Source organism: Pseudoruegeria sp. SHC-113, assembly GCF_025376885.1.
Classification (GTDB): domain Bacteria; phylum Pseudomonadota; class Alphaproteobacteria; order Rhodobacterales; family Rhodobacteraceae; genus Pseudoruegeria.
The window spans coordinates 229,952-243,530 of sequence record NZ_JAHUBR010000002.1 but is presented as its reverse complement, the minus strand read 5'-3'; the positions used below and the strand labels follow the sequence as shown (position 1 = coordinate 243,530).

Genomic DNA, 13,579 nt, shown 5'->3' with positions numbered 1-13,579 from the left:
CGCGGCTCTATCGCAGGAAGGCCACCACGGCCAGCGCCACCACGGCCAGCATCGACAGGCTCATCGCGATGTTGATCGCGCGGTGGGCCTTGGGCGAGAGATCCAGCGCGTGCAGGCGGATGCCAAGCGCGAGCCAGAGGAAATGGATCGGGATCCAGATCGCGTTGAAGATCACCAGTTTCAGCGCGGTTTCCGCCGCGAGGTTGCCCGGCAAGAAGGAAAAGCCGGAAAACAGCGCGGTGTTCACCGCATAGGCCTTCGGGTTGATCGCCTGCAGCGCGATGCCGTTCACGATCCCCGGCGCGCTGCGGGCCTCGATGAAGGCGAGTTTCGAGCCTGCTGCCGCGATGCGGAAGGCGAGGTAGAGCAGATAGCCCGTGGAGAGCACGAAGAGCAGGTTGCGCACCGCAGGGGCCGCCAGCACCACGGCCGCCACGCCTGAGATTACCGCCAGCGCCACGGCATTGTTGCCGATCCAGAGGCCGAACACGTAGCGCGTGCCCGCGCGTGCGCCATAGGCTGAGCCGACCCCGGCGGTCGAGAGCACGCCGGGCCCCGGCGTGATGATCAGGAAGAAGACGGCGGCGGCGAAGGTCAGCATGGCGTCTCTCTTTCAGGGGCGGCACTCATGCGTGGTTCTCCCGCCACCAGATCACGAGCCCCGCAACGATGATCACCGCCGCACCGGTGAGCGTGTTCACCCCCGGCACATCGCCGAACACGAAGAAGCTGCCCGCCGACATGAACAGGATGTAGGAGTACTGAAACGGCATCAGCACCGAGGCTTCGGCAAAGCGGTGGGCGTTGCTGAACAGCTCGTGCCCCGTCCAGGCGAAGGCACCGAAGATGCAGAGCAGGAGCCAGTCGCGCATCGTTTCGGGGTTCTGCCACGTGAGGATCGCGAAGGGCAGCAACACGCAGACGCCCAGCACGTTCAGGAACATCTGCATGGTGAGCGCAGGCACATGGCCGGCAAGCTTGCGCGTGAGGATCGAGAAGAAGGCCATCGCCAGCGCGTTATAGACGATCATCGCCGCCGCCCAGTGGAAGGATTCGCTCCACGGGGCCACGATGATCATCACGCCAACAAAGCCCAGCAGGATCGCCCCCCAGCGCCACGGGCCGACCTTCTCACCCAGCAAAGGCGCGGAGAGTGCGCAGGTGAAGATCGGGGCGGAGAACATCACCGCCGCGATCAGCGTGAGCGAGAGGTAGCGGATGGCGATGAAGTTCACCACCGTGGCTGAGACAAGCAGCAGCGCGCGCAAGGTGAGCATCGTGATCTGCGGCCTTGTGAGCCGCAGCAGCGCCTGAGGCGTGCCGCCAGCCGCCAGAAGCGCGGCGCGCTTGCGCCGGTTCTGCCGCGCGACGCCGCTCTGGGCCGCCACCGTGAGCACCAGCGCCACGAAGTAGCGCATGAAAGCCAGTTGCAGCGCCGGAAGGCCTAGCGTGGCCAGCCATTTCACCGTGGTGTCGGTGCAGGCAAAGAAGAACCACGCAAGGGTCATCAGCCCCATGCCGAGGCGCACCTGCGGCGCACCGAGCGGAGAGGCCGTGCTCACGCGGCGCGCCTATTTGCCGAAGCGGGCGGAATAGAACTCGACCATCTGGGGCACCAGATCGTCGCCCCGGCCATCTTCCAGCGCCGCGCCAAGGGCTTCGCGCGCGCTTTTGGACATGATGGACTCCACCCCTAGACCTTCAGCCATTGTGCCGTAGTAGCCCACGTCCTTGGCGGCATTGCGCACCGAGAAAGCGAGCTTCTGGGCGTCGCCTTCCAGCGCATAGGCGGTGACGAAATCCATCATCCCCGACCGCAGCGGGCCTGCGCTCATCACGTCATAGAGGTTTTGGCGCGGGATGCCGGCCTTGTCGGCCATTGCGAAGGCCTCGCTCATGGCGTTGGCGGTTGTCATGGCGAAGAAATTGTTGATCAGCTTGATCGTGTGGCCCGACCCAAGCGGGCCGAGGTGGAAGACGTTCTCGCCCTGATCATCGAGCACCGGTTTGACCTTGGCATAGGCGGCCTCGTCGCCGGCGCACATGATGTTGAGCTGGCCTTCGCGCCCATGGCTCGGGGTGCGCCCGAGCGGCGCATCGAGCAGCGTGCCCCCGGCCGCCGCCACTTCCGCACCAAGCGCCATGGTGGAAGAGGGCAGGGAGGTGCCGTAGTCGATCACCACGGCGCCCGGCTTGAGGCCCGCAATCACGCCATCCGGTCCGCGCATCCGCCCCTCCACATGATCCGAGGTGCCCATGCAGAGCATCACGATGTCGCTCGCTGCGGCCAACTCGCGCGCGGTGGCGGCTTCCGCCGCGCCTCGGGCCAGCGCGGCCTCCACGCCAGTGCGATCGGTGTTGCCGAGCACGGTCAGCTCATAGCCGCAATCCAGCAGGCGCTGCACCATGGCAGAGCCCATGAGGCCGAGGCCGATAAAGCCGATTTTGGGTTTGGACATGATGTGCTCCTTGCAGAAAAACGGATGTTGGAAAGAGGGTGAGAACGGATCCGGGCGCGTCCGCGCCTTAGCGACGGGCCGGTGGGAAATCCGGGGCGAGCGGGGCGAGGGCCTCCAGCGCGGCGTCTTCTTCGGGGGTGAGGCCGGTGTAGACGGCGAAAGAGGCCAGCGCCATGAAGCGGAACAGGGCCACGCCGGAAAGCACCGAAAGATGCCGCCCGGCGGCGTCGCGCAGGAAGGGCGTGTCGGGCGGGGTGTAAACGGCGTCAAACGCCCAGCTTTGGGAGCCAAGGAAATTGGCGGTGAAGGCACTGCGCTTGTCCCGCCCCATGCCCAGCGGCGTGGCGTTCACCAACCCGTCGGCCTCGCGTACGGCGTCGGGCGCCCTGGCGATGGGGATGGCCTTCACGGAAGGGCCAAAGCTATCGGCAAAGGCCTTGGCGCGCGCGGCGTCGTTGTCCCAGACGGTGATCTCGTCGGCTCCGAGCGACAGTAGCGCTGCAGCCACCGCGCGGGCCACGCCGCCCGCACCGGCCATGGCCACCTGCCCCGGCGCGGCGGAGCCGAAAGCATCGTGCCAGGCGGCCCGGAAACCGGGGGCGTCGGTGTTGTGCGCCATCAGTGTGGGCTTGAACATCACGAGGTTGCTGGCTCCGATCGCGGCCACATCCTGCGTGACGGCCGCGCCCGCATAGGCCGCTGCAGCCCCCTTGTAGGGATGGGTGACGGAGACGCCGTCCCAGCCCTCGGCCTGCAGCCGTGCGAGTGTGTCGGGCAGGCTGAACCCCGGATCCTCAGCGGTGTCGATGGCGGTGAAGTCGAGGGTCAGCCCGTGCAATCCGCAGAGCGCCTCCATCGCTGCCGAGAAACGTGAGGCGCCGATGTGTTCGCCGATCAGTCCAATGCGTAGTGTCTTCATCTGTGTCTTGTTCGCTTACATGACCGCGCCGATCTGCCACGGCACGAATTCGTAATCCCCGAGGCCCTGTGCCTCGGATTTGCTTTGCTGGCCGGAGGCCACGGCCAGGAACATCTCGTAGATCTCGCGCCCTTTCTCTTCCACGCTGACGCCTTCGGTCAGGATGGTGCCTGCGTTGATGTCCATGTCCTCGGGCATCTTGGCATAAAGCGCTGCGTTGGTGGCAATTTTGATCGTCGGGGCGGGTTTGCTGCCAAAGGCCGAGCCGCGCCCGGTGGTGAAGCAGACCAGGTTGCAGCCGCCCGCGATCTGGCCTGTCACGCTGGCCGGATCGTAGCCGGGGCTGTCCATGAAGGTGAAGCCTTGGGCGGTGACGGGCTCGGCGTATTTGTAGACACCGTTCAGCGGAGTGGTGCCGCCCTTCGCTGCCGCGCCGAGGGATTTTTCGAGGATCGTTGTCAGCCCGCCCTTCTTGTTGCCGGGGGAGGGGTTGTTGTCCATCGAGCCGCGGTTGCGGGCGGTGTAATCCTCCCACCATTTGATCAGGCCGATCAGCCGCTGGCCGGTGGCCTCATCCTTGGCGCGGCGGGTGAGCAGGTGCTCGGCGCCGTAGATCTCAGGCGTTTCGGCCAGCACGCCGGTGCCGCCCTGCGCTGCAATCAGATCGCAGGCATAGCCAAGCGCCGGGTTCGCGGTGATGCCGGACCACGCGTCCGAGCCACCGCATTGCAAGGCCACTTTCAGCTCCGACACAGGGCACGGCGTGCGCTGCGCGGTGTTGGCGATGGGTAGCATCGCGCGGACCTTCTCGATCCCCATTTCCACCGTGCGCCGCAGCCCGGCGACGTTCTGGATGTTCATCGTCTGGAAGAGCGGGCCCTGCTTCAGCCCATAGGCCTCCAGCAGCCAGTCGATCTGGTTCATCTCGCAGCCCAGCCCCACCATCAGCACGCCGGCGTGGTTGGGGTGGCGCGCATAGCCCCACATGACGCGCTGGAGTGCCTCGAAGCCTTCGCCATCCCCGCCCATGCCGCAGCCGGTGCCGTGCACGAAGGCCACGACTCCGTCGACGTTGGGGTACTCGGCAAGTTCCTCCGGCCCGAAGGCATCGGCGATGCGGCGGGCTGCGGTGGCCGAGCAGTTCACCGAGGTGACGATGGCGATGTAGTTGCGGGTGCCGACGCTGCCGTTTTCGCGGCGGTAGCCCATGAAACTTTCGCTGGCCTGCGCCGCCGGAGCCGGGCGCAGATCGGTGGCGAAATCATAGGCGACGTCTGTGTTGCGAAATTCGACGTTCTGGGTGTGCACATGGCTGCCGGCAGGGATGTCCTCGGCGGCATAGCCGATGATCTGGGCGTATTTGCGGATGGCATCCCCGCGCGCGATGTCCTGCGTGGCGAGCTTGTGGCCAGAGGGGATCGCCTGCAGCGTTGTCACGCCTGCGGCTTGCGTGCCGGCGGCAATGGCTTCCACGGCTGTCTCGACATTGTCGGACGGATCAAGGCGCACGGTTCTGGGCATGTGGTCTCCTGCGGCGTGGGGCGGTGCGATACCTGCCCGCGCTGGCCACCGAATCATTCATCCGGCAGCGTTTAACATCAGCAGGCAAAGCGGCAGGCTGTGCAATTGAATTCAATGTTTTTTTGGCATTTTCGAACAAAATGCGGAGGTCCGGGCCGCTGGGCGGCCCGGACCGGAGATCACTTGAGCAGGATTTCCACGATCGGCGGCCAGATCAGCAGCACCGAGAGTGCCAGCAGCTGGATGCCGATGAAAGGCAGGAAGCCTTTGAAGATATCCGTCAGCGAGATATGCGGCGGGGCCACCGATTTCAGGTAGAAGGCCGCGGGGCCGAAGGGGGGCGACAGGAAGCTCACCTGCATGTTCATACAGAACACCACCCCGAACCAGATCGCCACGTAGCGCGGCTCAAGCTGGCCGATGAGCCCGATCTCTTCGATGGGCAGGCGCTGCACGATGGGCAGGAAGACGGGGATGATCAGCAGCACGATGCCGACCCAATCCATGAAGGCCCCCATGAACAGCAGGATCACCATCATCATCAGGATGATGCCCATCGTCGGCAGCTCGGAGCCGACGATGAAATCCGCCACATAGGTGGGCCCGCCCGCGATCGTATAGGCCCCGGCCAGCGCCGTGGCGCCGATCGTGACCCAGATGATCGTACCGGTGGATTTCAGGGTACGCATCAGGCTGTCCCAGACGAGATCGAAGGAGGCCTCGCCCCGGAAGATCGCGATCACCAGCACCGCGAGCGCGCCCATGCCAGCGGCCTCGGTAATCCCGGTGATGCCGCCGTAGATCGAGCCCATCACCACGCCGATCACCACGATGGGGGCCACGAGGCCCTTGCCCATCTGCCACCCGAGCGCTGTACGCGCGCGGCCCAACACGAAGAACATCATCACGAAGGCAAACACCACGGCCCCACCGAAGCGCGGCAGCCATTCGGCTGTGCCGTAAGCATAGGCGTCGCCGGTGTTCGTCGCGTTCTGACCGCTCAGTTCGAAGAAGAGCGCGCGCAGGAAGAGCACGGAGGCAAAGCCTGCCAGAAGGATGCAGAGGAAGCCTGCGAAAAGCTTGAACTTCTCGAAACCCTCCGGCTCACCCTCGATGGGCTCGGGCAGGGGGGCATCCTCGGGCCGCATCTGGGTGCGGATGATGATGTAGATGATGATGAAGGAGGCGAGCATGAAGCCCGGAATGAAAGAGGCCGTGAACAGCGCCTTGATCGAGGTTTCGGTGATCAGCCCGTAGATGATCAAAACGATCGAGGGCGGGATCATCGTGCCAAGGCTGCCTGAGGCACAGATCGTGCCGATGGCGAGGTTCTGATTATACCCCAGCCGCAGCATCTGCGGCAGAGCGATCAAGCCCAGCAGCACGACTTCGCCGCCGATGATCCCCGACATCGCCGCCATGATGACGGCCATGATCGAGGTCACGATGGCGATGCCGCCGCGGGTGCGGTTGAGCCAGACGTTGAGCGAGGAATACATGTCCTTCGCGATGCCCGAGCGCTCCAGCAGCGCGGCCATGAAGATGAACAGCGGAATGGATATGAGCACGTAGTCCGTGAGCAATCCGTATATTCGCTGGGCCAGGATGTTGAGCGGCCCCGAACCGGGGCGGCCCGTGAGGATGCCGTCGCCGAAGGTCCAGGGGGCCGTCAGCAGGGTGGGCTCGAATTTCATCACGAGGACGAGCACCGAAAGGATGGCCGAGGCAAAACCCAGGGGCATGCCGATGGCCAGAAGCAGGATGAGGCCCAGCATCAGGACCAGAGAGATCGTTCCGATATCCATCAGCGTTTCTCGTATTCGTTGGATTGAATGGAGCCGCGCGTGACGTCCAACTCGCCGACACCATCATGGCCGACAGCGGCGCGCAGGCGCGCGAGTTCGTCTTCGTCGATGTCATCGGCGGCGGTGTGTACCACCGGCTCGGCGTTCCAGTCGGAGATCAGGTTCACGATGGCCTGGAAGGCCACGAGCGTCACCACGATCAGCACCATGGGTTTCAGGGTGGCGGGGATCGGCGGGTCAAAAACGGTGCCGAAGGTCTCCCAGCGGTAGAACTTGTCGAAGGCTTCGCCATAGCCGCCATAGAATAGGAAGAAGGCGAAGGTCACGATCAGGACAGTGGAGATCACGTCGCAGGTGCGCTGCAGGTTGCGCGGCAGCATGTCGTAGATCAGGAAAATCCGGATGTGGCTGCGCTGTTGCATGGCGTAGAGCCCGGCGCAAAGAAAAACGAAGCCTGCAAGCCAGAGCGAAAGCTCGTTGGCCCAGAGCGTTGGGGCCTCGAAGATGTAACGCAGGATCACCTCGTAGATCATCACGCAGCAGAGCACGACGATCAGCATCATGGTGACACGGCCGATGAAGACCGACAGGCGGTCAATCGCGCGCCAGCTTTCAAATTCCATCGGCGCGCGGCGCACCGTGCGCATGCCCACATAGGCGAGCGCCGGGATCATCAGCAGGGCCAGCCAGTCGATGATATCCGCATAGCCGCCGAAGAGGCCGGGCAGATTGGGTGTGATGTCTGCGCGTTTGAACAGAGCCAGAAGCTTGTCGTATTGCGAAGGATCTTCGGGCGTCGCCAAGGTGAGCGTGAAGGCTGGCATGTGCCAGATGACCCAGCCCGCGCAGAATATGAAGGCCAGCGGCACAAGCCACTCGACCAAGCTCCCTGATTTTTCCGGCATGTTGTCCCCATGTCTCCAGAGGTGTTTGCCTTTGCCCTGCTGCAAAGACAAAAAAAGACCCCGCCCAATGCGGGCGGGGTCTGTCTGTGGGTTGGCTTACTGTTTCAAGCCAAGCTGCTCGAGGTAGGCAAGGTGCGATTCCACCAGAGCCTTGGCTTCCGGCGTATCGGCGAACTCACCCCAGGCGGCCTGGGCCGCGCCGCGGAACTTGTTGAGCTCCTCGGTGGACCACTGAGACAGAGTCACGCCATCGGCACGCAGTTTGGCGGCGGCTTCGGCGTTGGCTTTCTCGAAGGTCAGCGCGGTGCGCAGGGCCAGAGCTTCCATCGCAACTTTCATGATGCGCTGGTGATGCTCGGGCATCGCGTCGAACACGGCCTTGTTGCAGGCGAGGTGGTCGGACGGCATCGAGTGGAAGCCGGGGAAGTTGGCGTATTTCACGATGTCGTAGAGACCAAGGCCAACGTTGTTGGCAAGGCCGGAGGCGTCTGCACCGTCGATGATACCGGTTTCAAGCGCGGTGAAGATCTCGGTGAAATCCATCACGATCGGGGATGCGCCGAGCTTCTCAAAGATGATCGTCTGCATGCCCGGAGGGGAGCGGAATTTCCAATCCTTGAAGTCTTCCACTTTCTCGATGGGCTTGGAGGAGGCGAAGCTCTCCTGGCCGTAGACCCACCAGCCGATCAGCTCCATGCCGTACTTGTTGTAGAGCGGAGCCGCTGCTTCCTTGCCGCCACCGAAATACAGCCAGGACAGCTGCTGGTAGGGGGTGTCGTAGCCGCCCATGATGTCGCCCACGAACTGGAAGGCGGAGTTTTTGCCGGTCTGGTAGCCACCGCCGGTCATGTCGCAATCGAGGATGCCGGTAGCGGCAGCGTCGAAGGTTTCCACCGATTTCACAACGGAGGACGAGTAGAACATCTCTACTTCGATCTCGCCGTTGGACATCGCCTGGATGTCTTCCATGTATTGTGCGGCCAGCTTGCCGGAGACAGTTTCCGGGGCGTAGTGCGTCTGGATGCGCAGCTTCGTGGTGTCCGCGCTGATCGCGGTGCCCGCGATGAGTGCCGTCGCACCGGCCAAGGCCGCAGCCAGTTTCCTGAGTTTCATGGTGTTCCTCCCAATGTTGTCGTTGCGCGTCCGAAAGCCTTCCTCCCTGGCCGTGCCGGATTGACGCAGGGGGAGCCTAGCAACGGCTTTTCGATGTGCCAACAATAATTTGAAAAAGAAAAAAATTTTGAAATTTCTGGAAATCTTGCGGAAGCTCATGCTACGGATTCCGGTCAGGTTGAGGCCCGCGCGGGGGAGCGTGCGGGCAAGCCTTGGGAGCAGATCATGGTCAAAAGCGCCGACACCGCAGCCATCTACAGCGACCTTCAGGACAAGCTGATCAACGGCTATTTCGGCGCTGCAGCAAAGCTCAAACCCGGCACGTTACAAGGCGCATACGGCTGTTCGGCCAATACGATCCGGGATGTTTTGCTGCGGCTGTCATCGATGGGGCTCGTCACCTTCGAGTTGCAGCGCGGCTTTCGTACACAGCCCTGCTCACAGTCGATTCGCGCTGACGTGACCCGGTTTCGAATCATGCTCGAACAGGAGGGCGCCGCGCGCTCGATGAAGCTTGGCGGCGTCGCATGGGAGGCGCAACTCACGGCCGCGCATCATAAACTTGTGCATATCGAAACCCGAATCGCGCGAGAATCAGGAGCGCCGGGCGAGGACAGCGCGCTCTGGAGTTCGGCGGAGTATGATTTTCACCGCACGCTGATCTCGGCCTGTGACTCGCCGATCCTGCTGCACAGCTTCGACAGCATCTACCTTCAGTTCCGCCAGCAGATGTTCGCGCTGGAACGGGATTTCGGCGGCGATTACTTCCGCGCCATCATCGGTGAGCACCAGACGATCCTCGACGCCGCTCTGGGCCGCGATGAAGCCGCCTGCCGCAAGGCGATCCACGATCACCTCAAGCGCAACCTCTGAGCCTGTTCAGGCGCGAGATCGTCACGGATGTAAGCTTCGATGATGCTGCGGAAGTCTGCATCCGCCGTGAAGCCAAGCGCCAGCGCCCGTTCGGGGGCGAAATTGCGCGGCCAGCCGGCCACGATAGCCTCAATGGTCGGATCAGGCTGCGGTTTGATCAGTGCCAACACATCATTCCCGGCCACATCGCGCAGGGCTTCGATCTGCTCTTCCACCGTGCAGGAAACGCCGGGCAGGTTCAGCGCGCGGCGCTGTCCGAGTTGGCCTGTATCCAGCCGCGCGGCATGGCGCAGGAAGCCGACGGCGGAGGCGGGGGAGGCGTGCCAGTGGCGCACGTCCGTGCCGACGGGCAGCACCGCGTCCTGCCCGTTCAGCGGCTCGCGGATGATGCCCGAGAAGAAGCCCGAGGCCGCCTTGTTGGGCTTGCCGGGCCGCACGCAGATCGTGGGCAGGCGGATGGCGATCCCGTCCAGAAACCCCTTGCGGGAGAAATCGGCCAGCATCAGTTCGCAGGCCGCCTTCTGTGCCCCGTAGGAGGTGAGCGGCGCGGGCGGGAAGCCGTCGTCGATCACCTCGGGGTAGGGGCCGCCAAAGACGGCAATGGAGGAGGTGAACACCACGCGCGGGCAGTAGCTGCCACCGCTGGCGATATGCTCGTGGCGCACCGTTTCGAGGAAACGCCAGAAGGCCATGTGATTGACCTCCCAGCCCAGATCGAAATCGGCCTCCGCCTGCCCGGAGACGATGGCGGCGAAATGGAAGATCACCGCCGGGCGCTCGGCCAGCGCCGCCTTGAGTGGCGCAGGATCGGAGACATTGGCGATGATCTGCCGTGCGCCCATTGGGCTTTCGGGCGGGAAGCCGAGGTCCATCAGGGTGAGGGCGGAGGTGGTATCGGGCGTCAGCGGTGCCTGCACGAGGGCATGGGCGAGCTTCTGGCCCACCATGCCACCGCCGCCGATGATCAGGATTTCCTCGATGTCACGCATCTCACACCAGCCCGTTGCGTTGCTTGAGTTCGAGGTAGAGCGCGGAGTGATCCATGTCGCCACCATCCATCGCGTCGCACAGGTGGCGGAAGCGTTCGTTCACGTCATGGGTCGTGGGCAGGGTCAGGCCCAGCCCGGCGGCCTCTGCCAGCACGTTGTCCAGATCCTTGACCTGAAATTTCGTCAGCCCGCCGGGCACGAAATTGCCTTCGGTCATCCGCTGGCCGTGCTGTTGCAGGATCGTGGAATCCGCAAAGCCGCCCTTCAGCGCGTCGCGCACGGCAGCCGGGTTGGCGCCGCCCTTTTCGAGCAGAAGCATGGCCTCGGCCACGGCGGCGATGGTGATCGCAACGATGGATTGGTTGGCCAGTTTGGACAGCTCTCCGCTGCCCGACGGCCCCACATGCACCGGGCGGCCCATGGCAGAGAGCACAGGCTCAGCTTCGGCAAAGACCTCGGCTTCACCGCCTACCATGATCGCGAGCTTCGCCCCTTCCGCACCCTTGGTGCCGCCGGAGACCGGCGCATCGAGGTGGCGCAGGCCGAGCTTGGCCAGATCGGCGGCCTGCGCGCGGGCTTCTTCGGGTTTGACCGAGGCCATCTCGATCCAGAGGGCCCCCGCCTTCAGCCCGGCGCGCAGATCGGGCTCGGCCTGCACGGCAGCGGTGGTTGGTCCGTCCGCCATCATCGAGATCACGATATCGACCCCGGCAACGGCCTCAGCTGCGCTGTCACAGACCTGCGCGCCTTGGGCCGCCAACGGCTCGGCTTTGGTGCGGGTGCGGTTCCAAACCCGCAAAGGGTATCCGGCCCGGCAGAGGTTGGCCGCCATCGGCGCGCCCATCAGCCCGGTGCCCAAAAGTGCGATTGTCGGTTTCGTCATGATGTGTCCCTCCTGGCGCGGCGCAGGGGCCTGCGCAGCGGTTCCGCCCTTGATTTCGGCGAAGCCTAGAGACTAGGCTCGCCCGCGGCCAGACCCATTTTCGCCAAGCTTCGAGCAGCACCAAAATAGCGTGCACTCGAGTGTTCGCGTGGCGGGGCTCCGGACGAAAGGGAAGGAAAAGGAAAGCATTCCCAATTAGTTGACACCTCGGATCCCGCGCCGTCCCTCCCGGCGTTGCGCGGCTTCGGGACGATCGAAACAAGTGCCACTTATCGGGTGCCTGCTATTTTGAGTCGGGGCCCGGACCAGGAGAATTTGAGCGTGACGCAAGACACCAAACGCCCGCTGCGCAGCCAGCAATGGTTCAACAACCCCGACAACCACGAGATGACCGCGCTCTATCTCGAACGTTATTTGAACTACGGGCTGACCCGCGAAGAGCTGCAATCGGGCAAGCCGATCATCGGCATCGCCCAGACGGGCAGCGATCTGAGCCCCTGCAACCGCCACCATATCGAGCTGAGCAAACGCGTGCGCGACGGCATCATCGCCGCCGGCGGCACGGTGATCGAGATCCCGGTGCATCCGATTCAGGAAACCGGCAAGCGCCCCACAGCGAGCCTTGACCGCAACCTCGCTTACCTGAGCCTCGTGGAAACGCTCTACGGCTACCCGATCGACGGCGTAGTGCTCAACATCGGCTGCGACAAGACAACCCCGGCCCTGCTGATGGCAGCGGCGACGGTGAACATTCCCGCCATCGCGCTCTCGGTTGGCCCGATGCTGAACGGCTGGTACAAGGGCGAGCGCGCAGGCTCCGGCACGGTGATCTGGAAGGCCCGCGAACTGCTGGCCACCGGCGAGATCGACGATGACGGTTTCATGGAACTGGCCGCCTCGTCTGCGCCGTCCGTGGGCTATTGCAACACTATGGGCACCGCCACCACGATGAACTCGCTGGCCGAGGCGCTGGGCATGCAGCTGCCGGGCTCCGCCGCCATCCCCGCGCCCTACCGCGAGCGCGGCCAGATCAGCTACGAGACCGGCAAACGCATCGTGGACATGGTGCGCGAGGATCTGAAGCCGACCGACATCATGACGCGCGAGGCGTTTGAGAATGCCATCGTGATCAACTCCGCCATCGGCGGCTCCACCAATGCGCCGATCCACCTGAACGGCATCGCCCGCCATCTGGGCGTGGAGCTGAACAACGACGACTGGCAGGCGCTGGGCCACAAGGTGCCGCTCTTGGTGAACCTGCAGCCGGCGGGCAAATATCTGGGCGAGGATTACCACCGCGCAGGCGGCGTGCCGGCCGTGGTGGGCGAGTTGATCGCCGCCGGGCTGCTGCCGCACCCCGATGCGATCACCGCCAACGGCAAGACGATGGGCGACAACTGCGCCGAGCGCCGCACCGAGAACGATGACGTGATCATGCCCGTTTCGGCACCGCTCGTCCCGGCGGCCGGGTTCATCAACCTGTCGGGCAACCTCTTTGACTCCGCGATCATGAAGACCTCGGTGATCAGCACCGAGTTCCGCGATCGCTACCTCTCCAACCCTGAGAGCCCCAACGCCTGGGAAGGCCGTGCCATCGTCTTTGACGGGCCGGAGGATTTCCACAAGCGGATCGACGACGAGAGCCTCGGCGTGGATGAGCATTGCATCCTGATCATGCGCGGCGCGGGCCCTATCGGCTATCCGGGTGCGGCGGAAGTGGTGAACATGCGTCCGCCGGCCTACCTGCTGAAAAAGGGCATCCACGCGCTGCCCTGCGTCGGCGATGGCCGCCAGTCCGGCACCTCCGGCTCACCCTCGATCCTGAACGCATCGCCCGAAGCGGCGGCTGGTGGCGGGCTGGCGCTGGTGAAAACCGGCGATCGCATCCGCATCGATCTGAACGCCTGCACCGCCAACATGCTGGTGGACGAGGCCGAGCTTGAGGCCCGCCGCGCCACTCTGGGCGAGCGCCCCTATACGCCAGAGTCCCAAACCCCCTGGCAGGAGATCTTCCGCGAGCGCGTGCGCCCGCTCTCTGAAGGCATGACGCTGGAAGGTGCGGACAAATACAAACGCCTCGCGCAGGGGCCGCTCCCGCGCGACAACCACTAG

General features: G+C 64.2%; 12 protein-coding genes. 2 read left to right on the top strand and 10 right to left on the bottom strand.

What is annotated here, in order from left to right:
* Positions 1–7 precede the first annotated feature (7 nt).
* The 8 genes from KVX96_RS16045 to KVX96_RS16010 form a co-directional block, all read right to left on the bottom strand.
* A complete protein-coding gene (locus KVX96_RS16045; protein ID WP_261195735.1) occupies positions 8–601 on the bottom strand; it encodes a LysE family translocator in 594 nt (197 codons plus the stop codon).
* Between the two features lie 25 nt (positions 602–626).
* Positions 627–1,562, bottom strand: coding sequence for a DMT family transporter (locus KVX96_RS16040; RefSeq protein ID WP_261195734.1), 936 nt, complete (start codon positions 1,560–1,562; stop codon positions 627–629).
* 9 nt (positions 1,563–1,571) lie between these two features.
* Positions 1,572–2,459 carry an NAD(P)-dependent oxidoreductase gene (locus KVX96_RS16035; protein WP_261195733.1) on the bottom strand — a complete coding sequence of 296 codons (888 nt, stop codon included), beginning with the start codon at positions 2,457–2,459 and terminating at the stop codon, positions 1,572–1,574.
* A 67-nt stretch (positions 2,460–2,526) separates the two neighbouring features.
* A complete protein-coding gene (locus KVX96_RS16030) occupies positions 2,527–3,378 on the bottom strand; it encodes a shikimate dehydrogenase family protein (protein WP_261195732.1) in 852 nt (283 codons plus the stop codon).
* Between the two features lie 15 nt (positions 3,379–3,393).
* The gene (locus KVX96_RS16025; protein ID WP_261195730.1) at positions 3,394–4,899 is read right to left on the bottom strand and encodes a UxaA family hydrolase; all 1,506 of its coding nucleotides are present in this window, start codon (positions 4,897–4,899) and stop codon (positions 3,394–3,396) included.
* A 179-nt stretch (positions 4,900–5,078) separates the two neighbouring features.
* On the bottom strand, positions 5,079–6,704 hold the full coding sequence (locus KVX96_RS16020; RefSeq protein ID WP_261195729.1) for a TRAP transporter large permease subunit: 1,626 nt from the start codon (positions 6,702–6,704) through the stop codon (positions 5,079–5,081).
* Complete coding sequence (locus tag KVX96_RS16015) at positions 6,704–7,588, bottom strand: TRAP transporter small permease subunit (protein WP_261195728.1); 885 nt, start codon at positions 7,586–7,588, stop codon at positions 6,704–6,706. The genes KVX96_RS16020 and KVX96_RS16015 overlap by 1 nt, the downstream gene beginning before the upstream one ends.
* A 117-nt stretch (positions 7,589–7,705) precedes the next feature.
* Positions 7,706–8,722, bottom strand: a complete 1,017-nt coding sequence (locus KVX96_RS16010) for a TRAP transporter substrate-binding protein (protein WP_261195727.1) — start codon at positions 8,720–8,722, stop codon at positions 7,706–7,708.
* Positions 8,723–8,947: 225 nt separating this feature from the next.
* Between KVX96_RS16010 and KVX96_RS16005 the strand changes: the two genes are divergently transcribed.
* Complete coding sequence (locus KVX96_RS16005) at positions 8,948–9,595, top strand: GntR family transcriptional regulator (RefSeq protein WP_261195726.1); 648 nt, start codon at positions 8,948–8,950, stop codon at positions 9,593–9,595.
* Here the strand turns inward: KVX96_RS16005 and denD are convergent.
* Both denD and KVX96_RS15995 read right to left on the bottom strand, forming a co-directional pair.
* The gene (gene denD / locus KVX96_RS16000) at positions 9,574–10,584 is read right to left on the bottom strand and encodes a D-erythronate dehydrogenase (RefSeq protein ID WP_261195725.1); all 1,011 of its coding nucleotides are present in this window, start codon (positions 10,582–10,584) and stop codon (positions 9,574–9,576) included. The two genes, KVX96_RS16005 and denD, sit on opposite strands and share 22 nt — an antisense overlap.
* Position 10,585: 1 nt before the next feature.
* A complete protein-coding gene (locus KVX96_RS15995) occupies positions 10,586–11,467 on the bottom strand; it encodes an NAD(P)-dependent oxidoreductase (RefSeq protein WP_261195724.1) in 882 nt (293 codons plus the stop codon).
* 321 nt (positions 11,468–11,788) lie between these two features.
* On the opposite strand from KVX96_RS15995, the gene KVX96_RS15990 reads away from it, so the two are divergent.
* Positions 11,789–13,579, top strand: coding sequence for an IlvD/Edd family dehydratase (locus KVX96_RS15990; protein WP_261195723.1), 1,791 nt, complete (start codon positions 11,789–11,791; stop codon positions 13,577–13,579).